A 25,607-nucleotide genomic window follows, 5' to 3' on the forward strand; every position below is an offset into this window, starting at 1 on the left:
ACGCTTTTTATAAATGGAAGAAAAAATACGAAATTTAATATTATCTTAAAACTTACTTAGTATTACGTGATTCAATAATGGTTTTAGAAACATTAGCAGGCGCTTCACTGTATTGTAGAAACTCCATAGAATAAGAGGCACGCCCTTGGGTCTGGGAACGAAGATCCGTAGCATACCCAAACATTTCTGATAAAGGAACCTGTGCACGAATTGTTTTGCCTGTGGATGTATCATCCATACCGTCAATCACTCCACGGCGACGGTTTAAATCGCCAATCACATCGCCCATGTACTCTTCTGGTGTTTCCACTTCAATTTTCATAATAGGTTCAAGAAGTACAGGTTTTGCCTTCATAAAACCTTCTTTAAAAGCCATAGCCCCTGCAACTTTAAAAGCGATCTCAGAAGAGTCGACATCGTGGTAAGAACCATCAAAAACGGCAACCCGCACATCTACAACAGGATAAGCAGCCAGCACGCCATTTTTTAGTTGTTCCTGTACCCCTTTATCCACAGCAGGTATGTACTCTTTCGGTATCACACCCCCGACAATTTCATTTAAAAATTCATATCCTTTGCCACCTGGTTCTAGAGGTTCAATGCGTAACCAGACATGACCATATTGACCCCGACCACCTGATTGACGAATAAATTTACCTTCTTGTTCGACTGTCTTACGGATGGTTTCACGATAAGCCACCTGAGGTTTCCCTACATTAGCCTCTACGTTAAATTCACGTTTCATACGGTCAACCAAAATATCCAAATGAAGTTCGCCCATTCCTGCGATAATGGTTTGACTAGATTCTTCATCTGTCCACACACGAAAAGAAGGATCTTCTTTCGCCAAACGACCTAATGCAATTCCCATTTTTTCTTGATCTGCTTTGGTTTTTGGCTCCAATGCAACAGAAATAACAGGCTCTGGAAATTCCATGCGTTCTAAAATAACAGGGTGAGCTAAATCACATAAGGTATCGCCAGTAGTAGCATCTTTCAAACCAATCGCCGCTGCGATGTCACCTGCACGAACTTCTTTGATCTCTTCACGTTTATTGGCATGCATTTGTACGATACGACCAATACGTTCTTTTTGTCCTTTAACAGAGTTCAATACAGTGTCGCCAGAATTCACAACACCAGAATAAACACGGAAAAATGTCAGATTACCGACAAAAGGGTCAGTTGCAATTTTGAAAGCCAATGCGGAAAAAGGTTCTTCGTCTTTTGAATGACGTATAACGGGAGTCCCTTTATCATCTAGAACTCCTTTTATAGCTTCAACATCGATAGGCGCTGGAAGATATTCTATAACGGCATCTAGCATTGCCTGAACACCTTTGTTTTTAAATGCAGAACCGCATGTCACCAAAATAATTTCATTTTTTAATGCTCTCTGACGTAAGCCTTGCTTTATTTCTTCTTCCGTTAACTCTTCGCCACCCAAATATTTATCCATTAATTCTTCCGAAGCTTCTGCCGCAGATTCAATCATATTTTGGCGCCACTTTTCAGCCAGTTGCTGCATATCATCAGGCACATCCTGATATTCAAAGGTTAAACCTTGATCTTTTTCATTCCAGTGAATAGCCTTCATTTTTACGAGATCAATCACACCGGTAAATTTTTCTTCTGAACCTATGGCCAATTGAATAGGAACGGGATTTGCTGCCAACCGGGTTTTTATTTGTTCCACCACGCGTAAAAAATTAGCGCCCATACGATCCATTTTATTGACAAATGCAATACGTGGAACATGATATTTATTGGCTTGTCGCCATACAGTTTCAGACTGAGGTTGGACTCCACCTACTGCACAGTAGACCATCACGGCGCCGTCCAAAACGCGCATCGAACGTTCTACTTCAATAGTAAAATCAACGTGCCCAGGAGTATCAATGATATTGATTCGATGCGGCTCAAACTGTTTCGCCATACCAGACCAAAAAGCAGTCGTGGCAGCAGAAGTAATGGTAATACCCCGTTCTTTTTCTTGCTCCATCCAGTCCATGGTGGCTGCACCATCATGCACTTCACCAATTTTGTGATTCACACCAGTATAAAGCAAGATACGTTCAGTCGTCGTTGTTTTACCAGCGTCGATATGAGCGCTAATACCGATGTTGCGGTAGTGCTTAATCGGGGTTTTACGGGCCATTTTATCCTCTATTTTTCCTAAAAGCCTCTTCGAGCTTCACCTACGCTTACTGATTTTTTAAGGGAAACTCACTGCTCATTTATATTGTATTAAATACGCTTATTTCAGCAAAATTTTCGAGCGGTGAAACACTACCAACGATAATGTGCAAAAGCTTTATTGGCTTCTGCCGTACGGTGAACATCCTCACATTTTTTTACAGCAGACCCTTTTTTCTCCATCGCATCAGCCAATTCGTTTGCCAGACGTAGTGCCATAGATTTATCGCCACGTTTACGGGCTGCTTCTACAATCCAGCGCATGGCCAAAGCATTACGTCGAACTGGACGAACCTCGATAGGCACCTGATAGGTAGAACCCCCAACACGCCTGGACTTCACCTCAACTGTGGGACGCACATTGTTTAAAGCCGCTTCAAAAGCGTCTAGATGACTTTTAGAAGAACGTTGAACTAGTATTTCCAACGCAGTGTATACTATAGATTCTGAGAGGGATTTTTTACCACTAACCATCAGGATATTAATAAATTTTGCTAACAATTCAGATGAAAATTTAGGATCTGGTAAAATTTTACGTTGACCAACAATACGACGACGTGGCATTAAAATAACTCCGTTGTTAATTCAGGGTTACCCAAAACTCTGAACATTTATTTTGATATGAAAGTGAAATGTCTGGCCTTACTTAACGAAGTGATTATCAAGCCTTTGGCCTTGCTGCACCATATTTTGAACGAGCCTGTTTACGATCTTTGACACCAGAACAGTCAAGGGCGCCGCGAACGATATGATATTTAACCCCGGGCAAATCTTTAACCCCCCCCCCTTTAACCAAAAGAACACCGTGTTCCTGCACATTATGACCCTCACCACCGATGTAACAAATACATTCATAACCGTTAGTAAAGACCACAGTACAAACTTTACGCATTGCAGAGTTAGGCTTTCTAGGGGTGGTGGTGTACACACGTTTACATACCCCACGTTTCTGAGGAGAAGCTGCTAGTGCAGGAGCCTTGCTCTTCACAGACTTCTTAACGCGTTGTTTGCGAATCAGTTGAGTAATTGTTGGCATTCTTTAGAGAACTCCTAATTTTTTGTATGCAGTCATCGCAAAATACGAGGACGCAGAATTCTATGGCTGACTTTTTAATGTGTCAAGAAATATACAGATTATCTGAGAGATAATCGTATCTGGAAAAACTTTAAATATAAATAAAAAATTGATTTATAATGTTTTTATTGAATCTCGTTTTATTTTTGCAATCCCCTTATTTTTGATTGATTTATTTCACTGATGCCTAAAAATGTTAATATCAAATACATTTTTTTCTTGAAACTCAAACCAGAATAGTTCGTAAATGTTGCTCGTAAAAGAATGAGAGTGTGAATATGATGAATAAATTACAAGCTTTACGCCAATTCAGCACTATTGTGGCGGATACGGGTGATATCTCAGCGATACAATCTTATCAACCCGAAGACACGACCACGAATCCTTCATTAATTTTAAATGCCACAAAAATTCCAGCATATCGCCACTTGATCGATCGATCCGTGGCTTGGGCTAAAAGGCAAAGCTCAGATCCAAAACAACATCAGATTGACGCTACCGATAAACTCGCTGTCGACATTGGGGTAGAAATTTTAAAATTGATTCCTGGTCGTATTTCGACCGAAGTGGATGCTTGTCTGTCTTATGATATCCACGCCAGTATTGAAAAAGCTCAAAAGTTAATCTCACTTTATCATGAAGCCGATATTCATAAAGATCGTATCTTGATTAAACTGGCTGCGACTTGGCAAGGCATCCGTGCTGCTGAAGCCCTGGAAAAATTAGGGATTCGTTGTAATCTGACCCTGTTATTTTCTTTTGCTCAGGCACGTGCTTGTGCAGAGGCAGGCGTTTTTCTGATTTCACCTTTTGTTGGTCGTATTCTTGACTGGTATAAAAAGAATAGTGATACGAAAGAGTTTTTACCTACTCAAGATCCTGATTAGGTAAGCAGGCCGCAAGTGCCCACTCCCTCAAGAACCGTACGTGCGAGTTACCCCGCATACGGCTCACGCAACTTACTCACTTCAACATTTTTCCTTTTTTGCTATGTAATTGTCTGTGGCAATTAGCATGTAACAATCTTAGATTAGCCAGCTTGTTGTCACCCCCTTCAGCTTTAGGCTGAATATGATGAACATGCAATTGTTCACCATTGTCCAACTCTTGATCACAGAGAGGACAATAACCTTTCTGTCGCTTATAGAGGTTAACTTTGACACCGTAAATAAAAGGCTGTTTACGTGCCTGCCTATTACGCCAATAGTCACGCAATTCCGGATTGTCGGGGGAAGCATTTTTTGGAACTAGCCAATGACGCTGTATTTTTGTCCATGCATGCTTCCAAAGAAATCCACCGGTTGATTTATCCATAAATACTGAATAGTCTTCTCTACCTGGTATCTTGCCTAAGTAGTGTTTTCTTCGCCACCACCAGTGTTTATTGGGATGACGTCGATACAAATATCTACGTTGGCGGATCCACATCCATTGGTCTAATGCACTGAATGTTCTTTTTGAAGCACCAATACGATAGTAATTACACCATCCTATTATCTTGGCATTCAGTTGTCTTATTCCTTCTTGTGTCGGCATACCGATAATACCTTTCCAGGTCATTCTCATTTGCTGTTTGTACCTTTTCATCGACTCCTTTGAGGGCTTCGTTAACAATATATATCCCCGTTTTCTGTGGCGATTGTCATAATGTCGTATATTAAATCCCAGGAAGTCGAATCCTTCCTTCAAGTGTTTGATACTGGTTTTTTCTTCAGAAAGAGCTAACCCTCTCTGAGCTAACCAAATTTGCAACTTTATTTTGGCAGTTTCGCACTCTTCACGGGATTTACCGAATACGACAAAATCATCCGCATAACGAACTACTGCATAAGGTTGCCCTTGTTTTGGCGTGCCGTTTTTCCAGTATTGAATACCCAGTAAGGTCTCCATTCCGTGGAGTGCAATATTGGCCAGTAGTGGACTGATAATCCCGCCTTGCGGAGTACCTGCAACATTGGGTATATAGTTGCCATGTTCCAGCACACCGGCTTGTAACCATTGTTTAATCATGTTTCTTTCGGGGAATCCCCCGATTTTTTTTATGAGAAAATTATGGTCAATGTTGTCAAATGCGCCTTTAATATCTGCATCTAGTACCCAGTGCCGTGTCCCTCGTGCTCTGGCAATACAGAAAATTTTTTGTATTGCGTCATGGGCACTTCGCCCCGGTCTAAATCCGTAGCTGACTGGTTCAAATTTTGCTTCCCAATAAGGTTCCAGCGCCGATTTAACTATCGCTTGTCTACAGCGGTCGAGAATGGTTGGGATCCCAAGAGGGCGTTTTTTTCCATTCTTTTTTGCTATGTAAACTCGTTTTACTGGATAAACCTTTTCTGAAGTTGTTTGGCTTAATAACTTATAAAGATGTTCTCGTCCTTTATGGTCATTAATTACCTGATTATCTACTCCAGCCGTGTGTTTTCCCCGATTGACCTGAGTGACTTTCCTGATAGCCAGAAGATGGTTAGCTCTTGATTTCATCATGAGTTTTTGCAGATTTCTGACTTTCTTTAAGTCACCTGTTGCTGAAGCCCTATATATTCTTTGCCTTAGATTATTAATCATGGCTGTCACAACACGCCAGTTAATAGCATGCCATTCCAGTTGTTGTTCATAGTTTTGATTTATTACGTTTGCCATAGGCATCTAACTCTTCTAAATCAATTCATAACCTTGGTAAAGGATTATATGGGTAAGTCACCCGTTCCACGTCAGCCTCTTTTCAGAGTAAAGTAATTACCTCTATCAATCCTGTTATGATTTCCAGTTGCCTTTCGGCTGATTGCCTTCGCTTTTTGGAACGTCTTATGCCCACTGTCTCTTAGTATTTACATCAACACTAAAAGATTAATGGGGTTACCGTGTTTCACACCATGAAGATACATTGAGTGGGCTGCCTCCTCTATGCCGGGGAACGGGATCCGTCGTAAAGAACGAACACTCTTCTTTACCCGTTTCTAACTGTCGTTAAACTTCCCCATAACACGTCACATCTGATTTCGTGTTTTACTTGCTTACGACATTTTAATAACGGAGATTCACTTTATTCAACCCATTTCAGTTTTGCCTTGCCCCTATTTCTTATTCAGCTTAATACTTTAGTTAGGCTTTCATTCTCGCTTAGCACAAGAGAATTACTCCTCTTGCACCGAGTAAGTGGCAATAAGGTTTCGGATCAACCTTACCCTTTTTCAAGGGACTTCTGTGGTGCAACTTTCACGTCGCACGTGTTCTTTCTGTACAAAAAATTTATCATTATTATAAAAAACACGGTTATGAGACCGTGGTAATGGGTGCTAGTTTTCGTAATACAGCTGAAATTTTAGAATTGGCCGGTTGTGACCGCTTAACGATCTCACCCGCCTTATTGCAGGAATTATCAGAGCAACAAGGTACTGTGGAGCAGAAGTTAGTGTTTCGGGGTGCCCTGAAAGAAAAGCCAACGCCCCTTACAGAATCTGAATTTTACTGGCAACACAATCAGGATCCCATGGCTGTCGAGAAACTCTCTGAGGGCATCCGTAAATTTGCAGAAGATCAAGAAAAATTAAAAAATGTGATTTCTAACCTGCTTGCTTAAAATGCTTCTTTGATTGAACTGTCTTTTTATTTTCCAATAATTTTTTGACCAATGGCGTCATAATCAACTCGATTGCCAATCTTATAAGGCGTAGCGTCGTCATACGTATGTAAATATTTTCGTTTTAAACCTGTTCCAGATTCAGCATATTTAGCAGCACGCCAGTTCAAATGAAAAATTATCTACAGAACGACTCTGTTCAGGCTCTAAGGGGATAAAATGAATCACATAACGGTTTTTATGACCCGAAATTTTTGGATAAACACGATGTTTTAATGGAATACGTAACCTCAATAACTCCCCTTTTTCTGTATTTCCTTTAAAAAATCCATTCGAACTATTTACCATCTCAAGCGAACCAGACTGACGAACGAAATCTAAAATCATCATCAGTGCATGATGTAAAGGTTTTAAAGTGTGAATGATATGATCGATATACTGAGTTTGATCTTCATCAGGTAAATGCAGCCATAGATGTAATGCCGGCAAATCAAAGCTACAACATCCCCCGGCAATACTTAAACGTTGTCGAACCGATATGATTAAGCGATCTGCTTTTAGATGATCTCGAATACGAGGTGCCGATATGAGTGCGTTCGTAGAGTCTTCTAATTTTGTGATTAAAGAGTCAATCAGATCTTTATCTGTGTTAGGTGCGCAGAGCCAATTTGATAATTTTTGTTGTTGATGTTCTAGTTTTTTCAATAAATCGCCTCGAATTTCGAAGCGCTCCAGTATATCTATTAAATCTGAAGCTGCGCGGAAAAAGGTTAAAGCAGATGCAATATTTTTGAAATTTTTTTGATACAGCAATTGTTTTAATAAATATTCAATACGAAGCCAAGTACGCATTTTTTCATTGAGTGGATTAGGTAAGCAGGCCGCAAGTGCCCACTCCCTCAAGAACCGTACGTGCGAGTTACCCCGCATACGGCTCACGCAACTTACTCACTTCAACATTTTTCCTTTTTTGCTATGTAATTGTCTGTGGCAATTAGCATGTAACAATCTTAGATTAGCCAGCTTGTTGTCACCCCCTTCAGCTTTAGGCTGAATATGATGAACATGCAATTGTTCACCATTGTCCAACTCTTGATCACAGAGAGGACAATAACCTTTCTGTCGCTTATAGAGGTTAACTTTGACACCGTAAATAAAAGGCTGTTTACGTGCCTGCCTATTACGCCAATAGTCACGCAATTCCGGATTGTCGGGGGAAGCATTTTTTGGAACTAGCCAATGACGCTGTATTTTTGTCCATGCATGCTTCCAAAGAAATCCACCGGTTGATTTATCCATAAATACTGAATAGTCTTCTCTACCTGGTATCTTGCCTAAGTAGTGTTTTCTTCGCCACCACCAGTGTTTATTGGGATGACGTCGATACAAATATCTACGTTGGCGGATCCACATCCATTGGTCTAATGCACTGAATGTTCTTTTTGAAGCACCAATACGATAGTAATTACACCATCCTATTATCTTGGCATTCAGTTGTCTTATTCCTTCTTGTGTCGGCATACCGATAATACCTTTCCAGGTCATTCTCATTTGCTGTTTGTACCTTTTCATCGACTCCTTTGAGGGCTTCGTTAACAATATATATCCCCGTTTTCTGTGGCGATTGTCATAATGTCGTATATTAAATCCCAGGAAGTCGAATCCTTCCTTCAAGTGTTTGATACTGGTTTTTTCTTCAGAAAGAGCTAACTCTCTCTGAGCTAACCAAATTTGCAACTTTATTTTGGCAGTTTCGCACTCTTCACGGGATTTACCGAATACGACAAAATCATCCGCATAACGAACTACTGCATAAGGTTGCCCTTGTTTTGGCGTGCCGTTTTTCCAGTATTGAATACCCAGTAAGGTCTCCATTCCGTGGAGTGCAATATTGGCCAGTAGTGGACTGATAATCCCGCCTTGCGGAGTACCTGCAACATTGGGTATATAGTTGCCATGTTCCAGCACACCGGCTTGTAACCATTGTTTAATCATGTTTCTTTCGGGGAATCCCCCGATTTTTTTTATGAGAAAATTATGGTCAATGTTGTCAAATGCGCCTTTAATATCTGCATCTAGTACCCAGTGCCGTGTCCCTCGTGCTCTGGCAATACAGAAAATTTTTTGTATTGCGTCATGGGCACTTCGCCCCGGTCTAAATCCGTAGCTGACTGGTTCAAATTTTGCTTCCCAATAAGGTTCCAGCGCCGATTTAACTATCGCTTGTCTACAGCGGTCGAGAATGGTTGGGATCCCAAGAGGGCGTTTTTTTCCATTCTTTTTTGCTATGTAAACTCGTTTTACTGGATAAACCTTTTCTGAAGTTGTTTGGCTTAATAACTTATAAAGATGTTCTCGTCCTTTATGGTCATTAATTACCTGATTATCTACTCCAGCCGTGTGTTTTCCCCGATTGACCTGAGTGACTTTCCTGATAGCCAGAAGATGGTTAGCTCTTGATTTCATCATGAGTTTTTGCAGATTTCTGACTTTCTTTAAGTCACCTGTTGCTGAAGCCCTATATATTCTTTGCCTTAGATTATTAATCATGGCTGTCACAACACGCCAGTTAATAGCATGCCATTCCAGTTGTTGTTCATAGTTTTGATTTATTACGTTTGCCATAGGCATCTAACTCTTCTAAATCAATTCATAACCTTGGTAAAGGATTATATGGGTAAGTCACCCGTTCCACGTCAGCCTCTTTTCAGAGTAAAGTAATTACCTCTATCAATCCTGTTATGATTTCCAGTTGCCTTTCGGCTGATTGCCTTCGCTTTTTGGAACGTCTTATGCCCACTGTCTCTTAGTATTTACATCAACACTAAAAGATTAATGGGGTTACCGTGTTTCACACCATGAAGATACATTGAGTGGGCTGCCTCCTCTATGCCGGGGAACGGGATCCGTCGTAAAGAACGAACACTCTTCTTTACCCGTTTCTAACTGTCGTTAAACTTCCCCATAACACGTCACATCTGATTTCGTGTTTTACTTGCTTACGACATTTTAATAACGGAGATTCACTTTATTCAACCCATTTCAGTTTTGCCTTGCCCCTATTTCTTATTCAGCTTAATACTTTAGTTAGGCTTTCATTCTCGCTTAGCACAAGAGAATTACTCCTCTTGCACCGAGTAAGTGGCAATAAGGTTTCGGATCAACCTTACCCTTTTTCAAGGGACTTCTGTGGTGCAACTTTCACGTCGCACACGCTCAGTCAAGATTTAGGCGGACAGTTAGAAGGAAAAAGAGAGGACGTGCTACTCAGCCAAAAATTTGCTCAAAAATTTCCTTACCCGATTATTTTTGACGAATTGGGCGCTTATTTTGCCTCAGGTCTTGACAAAACAGCCGCTCAAATGCGCTCTTTGCAATACATGCTCATGATAGCCGCACAGGATGTGCAATCCATGATGGACAAATCGATGCGCGAATTTTTGACGGTGAGCGCCAATCAGCGGACCAAATGGTTTATGGCCTTAGAGGATGCCCAGGACACCTTTAATCTGATTCGTTCTGCCGCAGGAAAAGGGTATTACAGCGAGCTGTCTTCCGTTAAGCGTAAAGGCAGTCTCAGTGGCAGTCGGTATGAAGACGCCGATACCCATCACATTCGTGAACGCGATAACATTGAACTCACGGAACTCAAAGCCCTCAACAAGGGGGAGGGCGTCATCGTATTTCAGGATGCCGTGGTACGAAGTGCCGCGATTTTTATTCCAGATGAGGAAAAATTGTCCTCAAAGCTTCCTATGCGGATTAACCGGTTTATAGAGCTCAAACGCCCTGATTTCGACGCATTATGTGAGGTTGTTCCAGAGCTCAGGCACAAAGGAGCCGCTTTTAAACAAGAGGTACAGGGAATTTTACAACGCTTAAAAACAGCTGACACTCAAGAGAATAAAGGCACTTTGAACGTCAAGCTGTTCGATAAAACACTCCATCATCTCTGTGAAATAACACAGAATTTGGACCACCGTAACGACCTGTCTTACACCCACGAGGAGCGAGGAATAATCCTGTTCGAAGCGGCGCGTCATTCCTTAAAAATAACCGAAGGGCAATACAGAGCAGACAAAGAGCCTAAAGAGATTACACTCGAACACTCAACACCCTGACGAATCTCACGGGTCAGGCCCCCTCAAATCTTCAGAAAAACAGCTTTTCTTGAGGCATTTTTGGGCAAACTGAGATTGCTCCTCGGTCACCTGCCCACAGGGCTGACCGTGCTTATCATACCGTTGAGCCCCCAGAACCCCTTGTTCAAGATAATCACGAGAGCGCGCTATCGCTCTAATGCAGCGGCGGAGCCCTTTTTTTGAAAGCGGTAACTCCTGTGTGTTGATGTCCTCATACAAATCCTCAAGGAGGTCTATTTTCATTAATTTGAGCCCATGACCAAACAAGGCGGGCCAATAAGCAGAAAGGGTCTCTACTGCATGCTCAAAAGAGACATTAGGCTGCTTGTGCGGTTTTTTTTTGACTTTAGGGGAAACTAACGGAAGACGTTTGGTCTCAGCCACTTTCTCTGGCTCTTTTTGCTTCGGTTTCTTTTTTAAGGCAATAAGGGGTGCACAGGGAGAAGCGCCCCTACGTGGATTCATCAAACAGGGGGTTTTGCTTTCTGACCTTCTGGGGCCTAAGGTCAGCGTTTTTTCAAAGGGGATGGAGTTCATGCGCTTTTTTATGAAGCCTCATCAATGAAATAACCGAGCGATGTCTTCCACAGGTAGCCCCGTATATTTTTGGATTTTTTCTGGACTTTCTCCATCGGCCATCAGCTTTTTGGCGATGGTCAGGGTAGCCTGTTTCAGGCCCTCTTCTTTACCCTGCTGTATCCCCTGTTTTAAACCTTCTTCTAAGCCTTCCTTTCTCAGCTCTTCTGCTATCGTCATCACATTCTCCCGTTGAGTGGTCGAAGAAAGGGCCTCAAAAAATAACGGGCGAGAGGCCGTTTCTCCCTCTTGAAAGAGATAATACAACAAACTTTTAAACAGGTCATCGTTTAACGGGAAACGCTTATCCAGACGAATAAGATAAGGCGCGATGTCCATCATGTCACGAACTCGGACCAGTTTCTGGACCAGTTCAAGCCAGGCAATCATCCCATGCTTCAGAATGTCTTCTTCGGGAATAACCGTCACATCTACCAAAGTAAAAGGCTCAGAATCTAATCTCCGCGCGGCTTCTTTGTCATCAAAATAATCGAACCAATCCAGACTGTACGGGTAAGGACTCGTTTCTCCATGGTAGAATAACTGGCACGACCACCGGCAAGGTGTCGTTGCCCTGCTCCAGGTGCCGTTGCATGGCTGCCACCGCATACCTCAAAAGCCTAAACGCCATCAGTTTTTCAGGTTTGCTCTGATTAGGTAAGCAGGCCGAAAGTGCCCACTCCCTCAAGAACCGTACGTGCGAGTTACCCCGCATACGGCTCACGCAACTTACTGACTTCAACATTTTTCCTTTTTTGCTATGTAATTGTCTGTGGCAATTAGCATGTAACAATCTTAAATTAGCTAGCTTGTTATCACCCCCTTCAGCTTTGGGCTGAATATTATGAACATGTAATTGTTCACCATTGTCCAGCTCTTGATCACAGAGAGGACAATAACCTTTCTGTCGCTTATAGAGGTTAACTTTGACACCGTAAATAAAAGGCTGCTTACGTGCCTGCCTATGACGCCAATAATCACGCAATTCAGGATTATCGGGGGAAGCATTCTTGGTAACTAGCCAATGACGCTGTATTTTTGTCCATGCATGCTTCCAGAGAAATCCACCGTTTGATTTATCCATAAATACTGAATAGTCTTCTCTACCTGGTATCTTGCCTAAATAGTGTTTTCTTCGCCACCACCAATGTTTATTGGGATGACGTCGATACAGATATCTACATTGGCGAATCCACATCCATTGGTCTATTGCACTGAATGTCTGTTTTGACGCACCAATACGATAGTAATTACACCATCCTATTATTTTTTCATTCAGCTGCATTATGCCTTCTTTTGTCGGCATGCCAATGATCCTTTTCCAGGTCATTCTCATTTGCTGTCTGTACCTTTTAATCGACTCCTTTGACGGTTTCATTAACAACACATATCCCCGCTTTCTGTGGCGATTTTCATAATGTCGTATATTAAATCCCAAGAAGTCGAATCCTTCCTTCAGGTGTTTGATACTGGTTTTTTCTTCCGAAAGGGCTAACCCTCTCTGTGCTAACCAACTTCGCAACTTTATTTTAGCTGTTTCGCATTCTTCACGGGATTTACCTAATACAACAAAATCATCCGCATAGCGCACTACTGCATAAGGTTGGCCTTGTTTTGGCTTGCCATTTTTCCAGTATTGAATACCCAGCAAGGTTTCCATTCCGTGGAGTGCAATATTGGCCAGTAGTGGACTGATAATCCCTCCTTATGGAGTACCTGCAACACTGGGTATATAGTTGCCATGTTCCAGCACACCGGCTTGTAGCCATTTTTTAATCATGTTTCTTTCGGGAAATCCCCCGATTGTTTTTATGAGAAAATTATGGTCAATGTTGTCAAATGCGCTTTTAATATCTGCATCCAGTACCCAATGCCTTGTCCCCCGTGCCCTGGCAATACAGAAAATTTTTTGTATTGCGTCATGAGCACTTCGTCCTGGTCTAAATCCGTAACTGACTGGTTCAAATTTTGCTTCCCAATAAGGTTCCAGCGCTGATTTAACTATCGCTTGTTTACATCGTTCGAGAATAGTTGGGATCCCAAGAGGGCGCTTTTTCCTATTCTTTTTGCTATGTAGACCCGTTTTACTGGATAAATCTTTTCTGAAGTTGTTTGGCTTAATAACTTATAAAGGTGTTCTCGTCCTTTATGGTCATCAATGACCTGATTATCTACTCCAGCTGTGTGTTTTCCCCGATTGATCTGTGTGACTTTCCTGATAGCCAGAAGATGATTAGCTCTTGATTTCATCATGAGTTTTTGCAAATTTCTGACTTTCTTTAAGTCACCTGTTGCTGAAGCCCTATATATCCTTTGTCTTAGATTATTAATCATGGTTGTCACAACACGCCAGTTGATGGCGTGCCATTCCAGTTGTTCATGGTTTTGATTTATTACGTTTGTCATTGACATCTAACTCTTCTAAATCAATTCATAATCTTAATAAAGGATCCTATGGGTAAGTCACCCGTTCCACGTCAGCCTCTTTTCAGAGTGAGGTAGTTACCTCTATCAATCCTGTTATGATTTCCCGTTCCCTTTCGGATGATAGCCTTCGCTTCTTGGAACGTCTTATGCCCACTGTCTCTTTCATATTTACATGAACATGAAGAGATTAATGGGGTTACCGTGTTTCACACCATGAAGATACATTGAATGGGTTGCCTCCTCTATGCCGGGGAACGGGATCCGTTGTAAAGAACGAACACTCTTCTTTACCCGTTTCTAACTGTCGTTAAATTTCCCCTTAACACGTCACATCTGATTTCGTGTTTTCGTTGCTGACGACATTTTAATCACGGAGATTCACTTTATTCAGCCCATTTCAATTTTGCCTAGCCCCTATTTCTTATTCAGCTTAATACTTTAGTTAGGCTTTCATTCTCGCTTAGAACAAGAGAATTACTCCTCTTGCACCGAGAAAGTGACAATAAGGTTTCGGATCAACCTTACCCTGATTCAAGGGACTTCTGTGGTGCAACTTTCACGTCGCACGTGCTCCAGCAAACAATATAAATACCCGTCCTTTCCCGTCGGGGTTTCAAACGAATACACCATATCGGAATGAGATTGCTTCAAAGTCGGCTCAACAAAAGAACCCGACACCCTTTTCAACGAAGACAGGCAGACTTGACTCAAAACATCCGCCGGAAGATGCACTTCAAAAAAATTGCGGGCGAGGGCAATATCTCCCAAAAACTGCTTAAACAAAGCGTCGTGCGGCAGAAACATTTTCATGGAAGTCACTTTTTCCTAGATGACAAGGACGATGACTTTTTCTTCGCTCCGCTTTTTGATTTTTTAGCCACTTTAGTTTGTTTGGGCGCTTGTAAATGAACGGAGTCTTTCAGACTTTTCCCCGCAGAAAACACAGCGACTTCACGAGCAGGGGTTTTGATTTTTTCACCCGTTTTGGGATTACGAGATATCCGCTCTTTGCGATGGCGGACTTTAAAAGTCCCAAATCTGATGATTTGCACCGGCTCTTTTTTCCCCAATGCTTCGATAATACTCGAAAAAACAGCGGTGACCGCCTCGGTTGATTGCGCCTTCGTCAGGCCAGACTTGTCTCGGACTTGCTCAATTAACTCAGTTTTATTCATCCTTTATCCTTTCAAATTGTTATCAAATATACCGCCCGATAAATACGCTATCTCTGCCCATTTTTAACGAAATATCAACAAACAACAACCCATTTCCAACAAATGATAAAAATAAAAAGGGGCGATGCGCTCAGGGAGTCAAATTCGGAGAATCAAATACAATGGGAGCGGGTTTATCTTGAGACCGCATTTCACAGACCCGTTTCTGCTGAATAGGGTCTGTTAACCTCAAGGCAGTCTGACCCATTTCATTGAAATCTCGAACCAACGAACACGCTTTCTCAACGTACTCCCGCGGACCCGAGAAAACCCGTTTCTCTCCACTTTTTTGCTCTGCCAAATGTAACCCCGCCACCATATTGTCCCCCTCGTTTTCAAACGGTCTGGCCATCTCAATGGTTTCCCCTCGGTCAATCATTTGGGTGATTCCTTCCTTTTTGTATACAATCGCCCCGTCACGGTGGATATGATGGGTATAGCCTTTGAGCTCAACCGGCGCAATATCATCTGAAACGGCACATTCAATGACCGTATCACTGAGGTAAGCCGTGCGCTCATCCCGCTTCGCTTGGTAAGCCCACCCTCTTAACTGGCTAATGGCCGCTTTATCCCCTTTTAACGCCTGCTGTTCCACCCAAACACGATAAGACAGTCGCCTATTTTCTGGAGAACGATACCAGTTCTCCCGCTCTTCCTTTAATTTTAAACGCAACTCGGCCATCGCTTTTTCTCGCTCAAAAGCCAACACATGATAGGCCAGTTTTCTCATTAAAGGATCGCGCACCGCAACACACACATGGGCTCTTCGGAAACGAAAGGTCATGGAAAGAGTTCTGAAACGATTTTTTGCGTCAAAAGAAGGGCATTTCGCTTCTTTTTTGTCATGTTGATAACGCAATTTTAACTCTTCTCGGGCCTCAGCACGTTCTAATCGGCGAGTCATTCGAGCTTGATGATCACGCAAATGAAGTCGATCATCATAATGTGAACTCACCATATAGTTTGTTAAGGTCACCTCCCCTTGTTCATTTTTAAATTCCATCACTCGGGGCGCACTTTCAAATTCGCCAAGGCGAGGCACTAATTTCGAAAGAGTGAGTTGAGGATGTAAACTGCTGGCCTTCAAAGGAGTCTGTTCAGGATGTACGCGATCATAAATAGCCAAACCTCGGTCCTTCTTTTTCAGTTCCAGTCCCGCCCTAATCAAAACAGCATGGAATCGCTCCCAATAGAGGTTTTTTTCTCCCAGAATCTTTGAAATCTCTTCACGACATTCACGCACCGCATAACCATAAAAGCTTTCCTTATCTGAATAATATTCCAGTTTCTTAGCCTCAATAGGCATGGGTTTTTGATGAGAGTACGAACGAACAACCTGATGATGGTCGTTAATCACATAGCACCCATGAGTTCTCGTCCAGCCATACTTTAATTCCATTTCTCTACTGGCTTTATGTAATTTAGAAATATCATAGGCATCATCGGCAACTTTATAAGTCACAGGATGGATCCGATTCACGGCAACATGACAATGAAGGTGATCTGTGTCTCTATGAATGGCCGTGACATACTGATGTTCAGACATCCCTAATGCATCAAGACTATGACGCGCACTTTCAAAAATTTGCTCTACCGTCGGAGAGTCCGTCTCCGGCCAGGATAAAAAAAAGTGATAAACGGGATCTTTACAACGCGTATTTTTTAAAGCCACCGCTTACATTTCTACCGCCGCTGTGGCCACGCTCAGTGTATTCGTTTCGCATAAAACCTGATCAAAAAGAACCTGATGCCGACCATCAGGAAATCTCTCAGTGATAAGGCTTTTATCCGCATCTCCGTTGCGATGAATGTAACCCATTAAGCGTTCAAAAATGGCTTCTTTTGATTGAGATAAACGGGCTTTTTGGCTCTCTGGATCAATCACGTCATCATGATGATGGTCATCACGAGTCGTCGTATAGGCCAATAAAGTGAGAAAACTTGATTTTCCATCCCTCCGTTTTTTTGCCTTACCCACAATCATTTATTCTGCCCGCCCTAAGGTTAAAATAGCTTCCTGGATAGCCACGAAAACTTGTGCATATTCTTCGCTTATAACCCCTTTCCCTTCATCAAAAAGACGTTGCTGTAGAGACCCTAATCGACTCAATTCCATCACTAATTCCGGATCAAAGTGAGTTTTTATTCTGCGATTTAACCCACAGCGAATGAGGTAAGTACTTAAATTCAAACCTGCCGATTGGGCTTTCTCTTTGAGATGCTCTTTTTCTTCTGGAAAGCAACGAATACTGGGAATAAGGGCCGTTCTTTTTCGTTTTTCACTTTGGCTCATGGCGTTATTTTCTATGGAGTAAATAAGAATTCTTTCTTAATTGGGGTGTCGGGGTGAAGCCCTGACCAAGAGTTTTGAAGGGCCGGTTGCTTGCAAGCGGTGCTTCAAAACATATCTTATCCTTTTGTTAAATAGCAATTTTGATATTATGGCTTAATTTTTTTATAATGTCATGAAGGTAAAATACATCTTCTGTACAGGTGAAATTTTTGTCGTTATGATTGAGTTTAAATCAGTTTTATGTAAACATTTTAAATGTTAAATATTTATTTAATAGATAAAAATTTATTAAAAATAAAAAGATTTATAGCGAAGAAATTGAAATAATCAGGCGGGAAGTGAGTATGATTTGAGTGGTAAAAAATAAGCAATGAGTATGAAATAAAAAACCAGGTAAAATGTGTTTCTTTTTAACGGAAAAAACGAAATGACTTCTAAGAAATATTATACGGTCGAACAAGTTGAAAAAGCAAAAGAGATGCTAGAGGAATTACCTGACCTCAAAAAGATAAGACTAAATAAAGACGATGTCTTGGAAAATTTAAAGGCGCAAATAATCAAATTAGCTTTAAATAAAGGGTACGTTTCAGAAGATATTAAATCTGCACTTGAAAGCGCAGGTATAAAAGTGACATTAAAAGATATTCAAAAAATGATTTTTGATAAAAAAAAGAAAAATAATTAAATAAAATTTGAGTATTATTTTTAATAATAAAATTGAGATTCATTTTTTAGTGATGGTTATTAATATTTCAGTCACATTTTTCTCTTTTTTTAAATTCAATTAACGAAATTTTTTATAAATTGTTTTGTTTCTTATATGCAGATAACATTTCTTCAAGTAACTCCACCAATTTTAAATTTTTTTCTTCCGCTATATCACGGAGTTCAGCATCAAATTCAGGACTCACACGCGTCGCAAAAGGAAGCGTTCGGTTTGTTCTTCTAGTCCTTCTTGCATCTCTTCTTACATAAGAAAATTTTTTAATTAAGGTAGGATCAGGCGCTATTTCAGATGAATTCAAACTAGTCGCCGCTTCGTCAAAAGAAGGCGGAGTTCCCAATCCTTTTCGTTTCATTTTTGAAAAATCAGCCATACTCACCTACCTTATTAATTAAGGATTGAATTAATTGATCTGCTTTCTCATTAAGTCCTTTATAACGGGTTTCTGTTACTGAATAACCCTTATTTTGAGCTTGTCTATAAGCAGGCCTTTCAAACAAACAACCTTCTAACACTTCATAACTCGCTTCTGCGATATAAGCTCTTGCATCAGTCTCTTCAGAATCAGTACCTATTCGACCTAAAGCAAAAACGAGTTTGTCTTTTCGAATGCCTGCTTTTACCAATCCATGAAACACTTTAATAGCAGGAACAAGATCGTCTAAAGAAGCCCCTGTAGGTTGTACAACGAGATTAGCTACCTGAGATATTTCGAGCGTTCCTTTACTGGCTCGAGCGGGGCCGTCAAGGATAAGTAAATCATAGTCTTCTGAGACTGAAAGGGCGTGAGCGGCGGTTGAAAATGCCTCTACAGAAACCCGAGGGTGAATATTCGCTTTTAAACGTCTCCTGTGCCATTGAACAGAAGTATCTTGCTCAATATCTAGATCGGCAATCTTTGTGCGCAATCCTCCCTCTGTGGCTTCTCTTGCTAATGCTCTGCTCAGAGTACTTTTACTCACACCGCCTTTTTGTGAGATAAAAGCAATAATCCACGCCATAGGTTTTTCCTTTTTATCATGCTGCATGATTGCTGCAATTCATCTGAAAAATCATTAAGACATATAAAAATACTAATAACAAGATTGTTACTATATTGCTGATATATATCTGCAAGATTGCTTCAATCTATCTATAAAATAATTAAAACAGATAAAAACTTTAATAACAAAATTACTGATAATTTAAAATATATATAGAAAAATGACACAAAAAATGCTTTGAATGATATCAAATTGTGATACTATAAACACATGAACAAACGACACCAAAAAATACTATCAGATGTGTTCGCCCGTCCGGTGAACGGATCGATAAAATGGAAAGATATTGAATCTCTTTTCATCGCTCTTGGTGCAGAAGTTCACGAAAGAGAAGGCTCGAGGATTGCCGTATTGCTAAAAAAACAAAAAAAAATCTTTCATAGACCCCACCCAAAACCAACTACTGACAAAGGGGCAGTTAATTCCATTCGGGTGTGGCTAGATAGCTTAGGAATCAGACCATGAACAATACACTTAAAATTGAGGGCCATGTTGCCGTCATCAACTTTGACCCTGAGATCGAAATGTTTCGCGGTGAGTTTATCGGCCTCAATGGAGGGGCTGATTTTTACGCTTACAGCGTGGAAGAATTAAAAAAAGAGGGCACAAAATCACTGGCGATTTTTTTTGATGAATGCTCTAAAGATGGGGTAAATCCTTACAAAACCTTTAAAGGTAAGGTAACCACCCGATTGACCCCTGAGCGACATAAAGCACTTACTGTGACAGCGCAGGCGCAAGGGGTTTCAATCAATGAACTACTGAATGAAGGGGTTGATTTGGTTATTCAAAAACACGCTTAACATCATCTTGGCCATAAGAACCCGAGGATCTGTTTTTAAATCTGCATACCTCATTGATTGCCTTTAGCAGCCTCGATATATTTATACAGCGTCGGCTTTGAAATCCCCATCATTTCGCAAATCTGATAAACCGTATGCTTTTTATCATCGTACAGCTTCACCGACAGAGCTTGTTTATCTTGACTCAAGGCTTTGGGTCTCCCTCCGTGCCGACCTCGAGCACGAGCCGCTTTGAGGCCCGCCTGAGTTCTTTCTCTGATAAGGTTTCGCTCAAATTCTGCCAAAGCCCCGAAGAGATGAAAAATGAGCTTACCAGAGCTCGATGAAGTATCGATGGCTTCCTGAAGACTTTTTAGACCAATCTCTTTTGATCCCAAAAGAGTCACGATGTCAATCAAATCTTTGAGCGAACGGCTGAAGCGATCTAAACGCCAGACGACGATAGTATCGCCAGAGCGGGCATAATCTAAAATATTTTGCAAACCAGGGCGTTCTGATTTCGCTCCGCTGAAACGGTCTTCGAAGATTTTTTCGCATCCAGCCAGATTGAGTGCATCGAGTTGTAAATGTAAATTTTGATCGTCTGTAGACACTCTCGCATAGCCGAGTAGCACACCGCCTCCCTAAAAATAGTCAATTTACTCGTTTAAATGGAATCTATCTTAACATAGATATATTTACTGAGTAAATGAACCGTTTAATACAGTAAGGAAAATTCTATGAGCGTTTTAGGGGGGTAGTAGAGGAATTTTAGAGAATTTATACGGCAAAAATTTTCTTTTTTTCGAGTGAAGATTTCGGGTTCACGGAGAGCGTTATGAATGAGTTGATTTTATGTGATGCTGTAACAACAATCGGCCATGTAAAAAACGAAACGAAATCACCGAACAATCCTGCACTGAGTTATTTGTTACGGTTGAGATCGAAGAAGAGCCAAAAAACGATGCGTTCCTGTCTGACTAGCGTTTCTTCGATGTTCGGGTGCAACGAACCGTTGCATTTTGACTGGTCCTCGCTGACGAGGGATATGATACAGGTGGTTCTCCAACGGCTACTGAACGAACACAAAGCCCCAAATACCATTAACCTCATTCTCTGTGCTATTAAAGGGGTTGCCGAAGAAGCCAGAGCGTCACGACTGATGGATGCAGACAATTACCATGATGTAAAAAACATAAAGAGAATTAGGGGCGCACGGATAAGTCGGGGTAGAATGCTGGAATGTGCTGAAATTAAACAGCTTTTTACTTTTTTGGATATTCAGACTACGGGAGCTGCGATACGGGATGCTGCGCTCATATCGCTCATGTTCGGCTGTGGGTTGAGGCGTTCAGAAGTGGCTGACCTCGATATAGACCATATTGATTTTGAAAATAACAAAATCGACATACACGGGAAAGGCAACAAGGAGCGGATCAACTATATGCCGCCTGAAACGGCTAAGCGAATGTGTCTGTGGGTAGACTCGGTGAGGGGCGATCATAGTGGACCACTATTTACTCGGATCAGAAAAAACGATGATGTAACCAGTGACAGGCTTACCACAAACGGAATTGGCTTTATTATTAAACAACTCGTTACAAAACTGTCACTTAAATCATTCACACCGCATGATTTACGGCGCTCCTACGCTTCATTACTACTGGAAAATGGCGAAGATATACTGACAGTGAAAGAAGCTCTGGGTCATGCCAGCGTGGTAACGACTCAACAATACGACAAACGGAGTATCAAGCGTTTAGAGGCTGCTGCGCTAAACTTTTCATTTGGAAAAAAACATGAGAGAGATAAGGTTGTGGACGGCATCAGAACATACGAAACGGTTTAACACCCTGAAAGCACCGTTTTTTGTCGAAAAAATAGCAAGTTACACGGAAGCGCCTAGTGTGGGACGTTTATCAGATCATCGTCAATCCAGCGCTGATAGTGTCCCCATTAAAATTTAAGTGGACACTATCAGCGGTGACAGACACCCTACGCCCTACAACATGGCGCTTAAGTATATCTGGCTGGTAAGTTTAACTGAAAATAAATCTGAAAAACAAAGAGTTATTGAAATGTCGCTGTTTTTTGATAAACCAACCCACACCAAAAGAAACCTGATTAAGCACGGATGGCAAGTGGACGGTCACAATTTGATTTCCCCTGAGTGGTGGAGTGAATAACATGAAAGTTTTGAAAATGTATTTTTTATTATTTGTTTTTTCGTATGGGGCGTTTTGGTCTATCCCAACCGCGAGAGTCATTTCCCGTCAGATATTCTATATTGCGCTGATATTATACTGTGTGGGTACGATTTTTCATGTGCCTATTTTTGAGTTTATGGCGAAAAGCACCACACTGGTTCTGGCTTTTGTGCCTCCAATTTGTTGCTATTCCTACTTCATGCTGCCAATTAAGCGCGAGATCCCGAATATCATTCGAGCCTCTACACATGAGGATGCGAGGAATTTTTCACTGACGCTGGAGAATAATGGAAAAATCAGAACGCTTAATCTAATCCACCTAAAGCCTGTGATATTAACTTTTTTCATCAAATATATTGAATATATTGTTGACTACGCAAAACATAGAAATCTAATCATTAAGGGCGAAGATTAAGCGGTAAACCGCCAGAAAACAAAAAACTATTCGGTACTATCGTATGATTGAATCATCAACTGAAAAATATTCTCATGTATGTGCTTGCCGTTGCGGTGATCCTATTTGAAATGAGGCGTTACCTGAAAAAAAAGAAAATACATTTTTTTTCTATCGCACTATTAGTTTGCATGGCAGTTGTAAGCATCGTTAAATCATTCTTTCTTGATTTTTACATTGTGCCGACAGCCTCAATGTCTCCAACCATCCATTCGGGCGATTTAACGCTCTCCTTACCCTACAAAGACCGCCGTGACAAGCTATACAGGGGAGATGTGGTGATATTTCATCCTTCTGCGTTTCCTAGCTTTATTTATGTTAAACGCATCGTTGGAGTTGCGGGGGATACCGTTTCTTTTAATACGAACAAAGAAATACTGGTTAACAGAAAACCCGTTAGAATTGAAAAAGAAAAAAACAATTTCAATATAATATACGAAGGAATACAAGATCGTGACGGTAAAACATATCAATATATGACCGACAGGAATAAACCGTTTATTGAGCCTATATACACCACTTGGCACGTTCCAGACGGGTATGTTTTTGTCATGGGAGACAACAGAGATAATTCTTGGGATTCTCGCTATTGGGAAAATCCAGTGGGTACACCGAAAGAATTGAGGGGCTTATTGCCGACAAAAAACATTATCAGTCGCTACATGGAAACCGCGATTAACATCCCATTTTTTAAAGAGGATTTTGATTTTGGACGCTTGGGATTAAATATAATGGGTGATGCTCAAAAAAAAGGAGAGAAGTAACAATGATTTCATTAACCTTTAAAACCAGTAATAAAAATCTGGTGGAAAGGTATAAAGACGCTCTGAACGTCTATGACGACTGGAAAACCAATACAAAAATATCATGTGTTGGGGCTGGGTTTGGTAAATTTATGGGGATTGATTTAATGATCCCAATATTCTTTTTTCGCTCACAATCACTGGGTATTGTGAATGTAAATGATTTTGTGGAAATTTCCAAAGTCGGTTCAATCATGTCTTTTACAGAACAGGGTAAACATTCAGACTTCTACCAAAAACTCTCAGAATATAGTCAGTCCGCCTTACATTCGATGAAAGTAAAAGACACTTACGGGAACAAGGAAAATCACTCGTTCAGCCATGCCGTGACATACACCTTAGATGCGTTTTCGATAGCGAAGCACATTGGCATCGAAACGCATAGTCAGGCGTGGTTGGTGGAAGACGAACTTATTCTTATTTATCCAACTCTGATTTTTGATAATGACATAAATTACAAAAAGTTAGATGAAAATGACTGGTGGGAGATAAAAGCGAGCGAGTTTAAAAAGCTCTACATGAAGGGATTATTGAGTGAAGTTAGGCATCCGATCTAATTTAACGGTTATATGCGGTGTTGTTTGTCTGTTGTTAACGGGCTGCGGGGCAAACACAAATACCCGCAATACCGAATTGGCTTACGCGAACAGCAAATATCAGGATTTTACTGGATTCAGTAAAAAAAGTGATGAATTGTTGATAGTGAGAAACGAACTGAACCTAGATAACCAAAAAATAAAAGACTTTTATTTTTTGGATGGGAGTCAGGAAACTATAATGAAAGTAAGCCTTTCAACTATGCCGTGTTCCATGCTGCTGAAAAAGCATAATACATCATCGGGTCTTATGTGGTCCGTATTTGACATGAGTTGCGATGAAAACGAAGGTGATTATGCCAATTGAACACTTAATCACCAGCACGGTATTGTTCACCGCATTATCCGCAACAGCAATGTGAAAACTGCTTTTCATAGGATATTCACTCACCTATTTGCTAGCAAAAACATACAGTAAAGTCGCTTCTGCGGATATGAGGACTGTGCTAGGAACGGAATATATTCAATACATGAACGGGCAACAAATAATCACCAATGAAGGCATACATGTGATCGATGCGAGTGCTAGGTTGACTTTTCAAACACTGACGTTCATGCAATAAAATCAAGGTAAAAAATGAAAAGAAGACGTTACAGGAAGAAAACACCGCCACTGAATATACATCTGTTTCTGTGTGCTCTTTATATCGCGGGTGCTGTTTTCATGGATTTTCACTTTATCGTTTTATTGATTGGATTGGTGATCCCTTACTTGGGGGTGATAACCCTATCCCCGTATGCGAAAGTCGTTCGGCTTTACAAAAAAGGGAACCCTGAGTGGGCGACAATCAACGTTAAAATAAAATCTCCTTTTTTAAATCCGTATATGACGATACCTATTATTATCATTACGATATTAGCAATATTTTTTATGGGCTATGACTATGTTTTTGCACGGCTTATAGTTCATTACGGTGTTTTTGAGGTTAGAGATGCACTGGCGATATTTCGTAGTGAAAACATCATTAATACCTACTTCAACCGCGATCACATAAATGCCTATGGCTATTTTATAGTAGGCTTGATTCACGCCATCACGCTATATCTGATCGCCCTCTATGCAACAACCTCCCTGTACCGATATAAGCAACAAACCATGTTCACTGGCGTTATTAGGCAAGCCACGCAAAGCAAAGAAACTTTGGAGTTTATCCGAACGCTCTCTTGGCGTGAGTTTGAGGAATTTGTCAGGGAGTTGTTCAAAAGCAAAGGGTTTGAAGCCCAAACGACAAAGTACGGTCTAGACAACGTGAAAGATATTATCCTGCAAAAGGACGGCATGAAAGCCATTGCACAATGTAAACACTGGAAAACAGAACAGGTTGGAATCGCAGTGGCAAGGGAAATGATTGGCGTATTGGAAGCAGATAAAGAAGCCACTCACGTTTTTTTAGTGACTTCGGGATCGTTCTCGAATGACGCTATTCTATTCAGGAAACAAGTCGCTGACAGGCTCACGTTGATTAGGTAAGCAGGCCGCAAGTGCCCACTCCCT

Annotated in this window: 30 protein-coding genes and 3 pseudogenes; 14 read left to right on the forward strand and 19 right to left on the reverse strand. The window is 41.1% G+C overall.

The window, feature by feature from the left end; all coding sequences use genetic code 11:
- Nucleotides 1-52 precede the first annotated feature (52 nt).
- From fusA to rpsL, 3 genes are all read right to left on the reverse strand, one after another.
- On the reverse strand, nucleotides 53-2,158 hold the full coding sequence (gene fusA / locus HDEF_RS03435) for an elongation factor G (protein WP_015873273.1): 2,106 nt from the start codon (nucleotides 2,156-2,158) through the stop codon (nucleotides 53-55).
- Nucleotides 2,159-2,289: 131 nt separating this feature from the next.
- A complete protein-coding gene (gene rpsG / locus HDEF_RS03440) occupies nucleotides 2,290-2,760 on the reverse strand; it encodes a 30S ribosomal protein S7 (protein ID WP_015873274.1) in 471 nt (156 codons plus the stop codon).
- Between the two features lie 97 nt (nucleotides 2,761-2,857).
- Nucleotides 2,858-3,232, reverse strand: coding sequence for a 30S ribosomal protein S12 (gene rpsL / locus HDEF_RS03445; protein WP_015873275.1), 375 nt, complete (start codon nucleotides 3,230-3,232; stop codon nucleotides 2,858-2,860).
- A gap of 317 nt (nucleotides 3,233-3,549) precedes the next feature.
- Here rpsL and HDEF_RS03450 point away from each other — a divergent pair.
- Nucleotides 3,550-4,152 (forward strand): annotated as a pseudogene (locus HDEF_RS03450) (transaldolase family protein); the annotation flags it as partial.
- A gap of 82 nt (nucleotides 4,153-4,234) precedes the next feature.
- Here the strand turns inward: HDEF_RS03450 and ltrA (HDEF_RS03455) are convergent.
- Entirely contained in the window at nucleotides 4,235-5,917 is a 1,683-nt protein-coding gene (ltrA, locus tag HDEF_RS03455; protein WP_012738021.1) for a group II intron reverse transcriptase/maturase, read from the reverse strand.
- Between the two features lie 583 nt (nucleotides 5,918-6,500).
- Here ltrA (HDEF_RS03455) and HDEF_RS03460 point away from each other — a divergent pair.
- Nucleotides 6,501-6,851, forward strand: a pseudogene (locus HDEF_RS03460) (transaldolase family protein); the annotation flags it as partial.
- 150 nt (nucleotides 6,852-7,001) lie between these two features.
- Here the strand turns inward: HDEF_RS03460 and zapD are convergent.
- The gene (gene zapD / locus HDEF_RS03465; protein WP_015873278.1) at nucleotides 7,002-7,781 is read right to left on the reverse strand and encodes a cell division protein ZapD; all 780 of its coding nucleotides are present in this window, start codon (nucleotides 7,779-7,781) and stop codon (nucleotides 7,002-7,004) included.
- Between the two features lie 18 nt (nucleotides 7,782-7,799).
- Nucleotides 7,800-9,482, reverse strand: a complete 1,683-nt coding sequence (gene ltrA / locus HDEF_RS03470) for a group II intron reverse transcriptase/maturase (protein WP_015873279.1) — start codon at nucleotides 9,480-9,482, stop codon at nucleotides 7,800-7,802.
- Nucleotides 9,483-9,979: 497 nt separating this feature from the next.
- On the opposite strand from ltrA (HDEF_RS03470), the gene HDEF_RS03475 reads away from it, so the two are divergent.
- On the forward strand, nucleotides 9,980-10,972 hold the full coding sequence (locus HDEF_RS03475) for a type IV secretory system conjugative DNA transfer family protein (protein WP_193432917.1): 993 nt from the start codon (nucleotides 9,980-9,982) through the stop codon (nucleotides 10,970-10,972).
- Nucleotides 10,973-10,978: 6 nt separating this feature from the next.
- On the opposite strand, the gene HDEF_RS10875 is transcribed toward HDEF_RS03475, so the two are convergent.
- From HDEF_RS10875 to mobA, 10 genes and pseudogenes are all read right to left on the reverse strand, one after another.
- Nucleotides 10,979-11,530, reverse strand: coding sequence for a ProQ/FINO family protein (locus HDEF_RS10875; RefSeq protein ID WP_015873281.1), 552 nt, complete (start codon nucleotides 11,528-11,530; stop codon nucleotides 10,979-10,981).
- Between the two features lie 21 nt (nucleotides 11,531-11,551).
- Complete coding sequence (locus HDEF_RS03485) at nucleotides 11,552-12,073, reverse strand: Rpn family recombination-promoting nuclease/putative transposase (RefSeq protein WP_234809476.1); 522 nt, start codon at nucleotides 12,071-12,073, stop codon at nucleotides 11,552-11,554.
- Nucleotides 12,051-12,947 carry a group II intron reverse transcriptase gene (locus tag HDEF_RS12965; RefSeq protein ID WP_320408678.1) on the reverse strand — a complete coding sequence of 299 codons (897 nt, stop codon included), beginning with the start codon at nucleotides 12,945-12,947 and terminating at the stop codon, nucleotides 12,051-12,053. The genes HDEF_RS03485 and HDEF_RS12965 overlap by 23 nt, the downstream gene beginning before the upstream one ends.
- Before the next feature lie 105 nt (nucleotides 12,948-13,052).
- Nucleotides 13,053-13,607: pseudogene (locus HDEF_RS12970) on the reverse strand (reverse transcriptase domain-containing protein); the annotation flags it as partial.
- Nucleotides 13,571-13,981 carry a reverse transcriptase N-terminal domain-containing protein gene (locus HDEF_RS12975; protein WP_234809361.1) on the reverse strand — a complete coding sequence of 137 codons (411 nt, stop codon included), beginning with the start codon at nucleotides 13,979-13,981 and terminating at the stop codon, nucleotides 13,571-13,573. The gene HDEF_RS12975 and the pseudogene HDEF_RS12970, both read right to left, overlap by 37 nt.
- 546 nt (nucleotides 13,982-14,527) lie before the next feature.
- Nucleotides 14,528-14,806 carry an Rpn family recombination-promoting nuclease/putative transposase gene (locus tag HDEF_RS03495; protein WP_044612263.1) on the reverse strand — a complete coding sequence of 93 codons (279 nt, stop codon included), beginning with the start codon at nucleotides 14,804-14,806 and terminating at the stop codon, nucleotides 14,528-14,530.
- A gap of 5 nt (nucleotides 14,807-14,811) precedes the next feature.
- Nucleotides 14,812-15,171: an HU family DNA-binding protein gene (locus HDEF_RS03500; RefSeq protein WP_015873283.1), complete on the reverse strand. Its 360-nt coding sequence runs from the start codon at nucleotides 15,169-15,171 to the stop codon at nucleotides 14,812-14,814.
- Nucleotides 15,172-15,301: 130 nt separating this feature from the next.
- Complete coding sequence (gene traI / locus HDEF_RS03505; protein WP_048901551.1) at nucleotides 15,302-16,882, reverse strand: TraI/MobA(P) family conjugative relaxase; 1,581 nt, start codon at nucleotides 16,880-16,882, stop codon at nucleotides 15,302-15,304.
- 3 nt (nucleotides 16,883-16,885) lie between these two features.
- The gene (locus HDEF_RS12980; RefSeq protein WP_048901552.1) at nucleotides 16,886-17,194 is read right to left on the reverse strand and encodes a hypothetical protein; all 309 of its coding nucleotides are present in this window, start codon (nucleotides 17,192-17,194) and stop codon (nucleotides 16,886-16,888) included.
- Complete coding sequence (gene mobA / locus HDEF_RS03510; protein WP_015873284.1) at nucleotides 17,195-17,503, reverse strand: plasmid mobilization protein MobA; 309 nt, start codon at nucleotides 17,501-17,503, stop codon at nucleotides 17,195-17,197.
- A gap of 427 nt (nucleotides 17,504-17,930) precedes the next feature.
- Between mobA and HDEF_RS03515 the strand changes: the two genes are divergently transcribed.
- Nucleotides 17,931-18,188: a hypothetical protein gene (locus tag HDEF_RS03515; RefSeq protein WP_044612469.1), complete on the forward strand. Its 258-nt coding sequence runs from the start codon at nucleotides 17,931-17,933 to the stop codon at nucleotides 18,186-18,188.
- Nucleotides 18,189-18,300: 112 nt separating this feature from the next.
- Here HDEF_RS03515 and HDEF_RS03520 read toward each other — a convergent pair whose 3' ends face one another.
- Both HDEF_RS03520 and HDEF_RS03525 read right to left on the reverse strand, forming a co-directional pair.
- Nucleotides 18,301-18,600 (reverse strand): hypothetical protein, encoded by a 300-nt coding sequence (locus tag HDEF_RS03520; RefSeq protein ID WP_015873287.1) that lies wholly within the window; start codon nucleotides 18,598-18,600, stop codon nucleotides 18,301-18,303.
- Nucleotides 18,593-19,228 (reverse strand): ParA family protein, encoded by a 636-nt coding sequence (locus HDEF_RS03525; protein WP_015873288.1) that lies wholly within the window; start codon nucleotides 19,226-19,228, stop codon nucleotides 18,593-18,595. Before HDEF_RS03525 ends, HDEF_RS03520 begins: the two co-directional genes overlap by 8 nt.
- 252 nt (nucleotides 19,229-19,480) lie before the next feature.
- Between HDEF_RS03525 and HDEF_RS03530 the strand changes: the two genes are divergently transcribed.
- A complete protein-coding gene (locus HDEF_RS03530; protein ID WP_015873289.1) occupies nucleotides 19,481-19,735 on the forward strand; it encodes a type II toxin-antitoxin system HicA family toxin in 255 nt (84 codons plus the stop codon).
- Nucleotides 19,732-20,073 carry a type II toxin-antitoxin system HicB family antitoxin gene (locus HDEF_RS03535; RefSeq protein WP_015873290.1) on the forward strand — a complete coding sequence of 114 codons (342 nt, stop codon included), beginning with the start codon at nucleotides 19,732-19,734 and terminating at the stop codon, nucleotides 20,071-20,073. The genes HDEF_RS03530 and HDEF_RS03535 overlap by 4 nt, the downstream gene beginning before the upstream one ends.
- 50 nt (nucleotides 20,074-20,123) lie before the next feature.
- Here HDEF_RS03535 and HDEF_RS03540 read toward each other — a convergent pair whose 3' ends face one another.
- The gene (locus HDEF_RS03540; RefSeq protein WP_015873291.1) at nucleotides 20,124-20,687 is read right to left on the reverse strand and encodes a recombinase family protein; all 564 of its coding nucleotides are present in this window, start codon (nucleotides 20,685-20,687) and stop codon (nucleotides 20,124-20,126) included.
- A 329-nt stretch (nucleotides 20,688-21,016) separates the two neighbouring features.
- Between HDEF_RS03540 and HDEF_RS03545 the strand changes: the two genes are divergently transcribed.
- From HDEF_RS03545 to HDEF_RS10890, 8 genes are all read left to right on the forward strand, one after another.
- Complete coding sequence (locus HDEF_RS03545; protein ID WP_238526176.1) at nucleotides 21,017-21,901, forward strand: tyrosine-type recombinase/integrase; 885 nt, start codon at nucleotides 21,017-21,019, stop codon at nucleotides 21,899-21,901.
- 118 nt (nucleotides 21,902-22,019) lie between these two features.
- Entirely contained in the window at nucleotides 22,020-22,238 is a 219-nt protein-coding gene (locus HDEF_RS11935) for a hypothetical protein (protein ID WP_148207001.1), read from the forward strand.
- Between the two features lies 1 nt (nucleotide 22,239).
- Nucleotides 22,240-22,674, forward strand: coding sequence for a hypothetical protein (locus HDEF_RS03550; protein ID WP_044612264.1), 435 nt, complete (start codon nucleotides 22,240-22,242; stop codon nucleotides 22,672-22,674).
- Nucleotides 22,675-22,784: 110 nt separating this feature from the next.
- Nucleotides 22,785-23,477, forward strand: a complete 693-nt coding sequence (gene lepB / locus HDEF_RS03555) for a signal peptidase I (RefSeq protein WP_425475050.1) — start codon at nucleotides 22,785-22,787, stop codon at nucleotides 23,475-23,477.
- Between the two features lie 2 nt (nucleotides 23,478-23,479).
- Nucleotides 23,480-24,073 carry a hypothetical protein gene (locus HDEF_RS03560; protein WP_015873295.1) on the forward strand — a complete coding sequence of 198 codons (594 nt, stop codon included), beginning with the start codon at nucleotides 23,480-23,482 and terminating at the stop codon, nucleotides 24,071-24,073.
- The gene (locus HDEF_RS03565; RefSeq protein ID WP_044612266.1) at nucleotides 24,051-24,419 is read left to right on the forward strand and encodes a hypothetical protein; all 369 of its coding nucleotides are present in this window, start codon (nucleotides 24,051-24,053) and stop codon (nucleotides 24,417-24,419) included. The genes HDEF_RS03560 and HDEF_RS03565 overlap by 23 nt, the downstream gene beginning before the upstream one ends.
- Nucleotides 24,420-24,546: 127 nt before the next feature.
- The gene (locus HDEF_RS12985) at nucleotides 24,547-24,675 is read left to right on the forward strand and encodes a hypothetical protein (protein WP_280632022.1); all 129 of its coding nucleotides are present in this window, start codon (nucleotides 24,547-24,549) and stop codon (nucleotides 24,673-24,675) included.
- A 101-nt stretch (nucleotides 24,676-24,776) separates the two neighbouring features.
- Nucleotides 24,777-25,583, forward strand: coding sequence for a restriction endonuclease (locus tag HDEF_RS10890; protein ID WP_234809446.1), 807 nt, complete (start codon nucleotides 24,777-24,779; stop codon nucleotides 25,581-25,583).
- Nucleotides 25,584-25,607: the final 24 nt, after the last annotated feature.

The sequence above is a fragment of the Candidatus Hamiltonella defensa 5AT (Acyrthosiphon pisum) genome (genome assembly GCF_000021705.1).
Lineage (GTDB): Bacteria > Pseudomonadota > Gammaproteobacteria > Enterobacterales > Enterobacteriaceae > Hamiltonella > Hamiltonella defendens.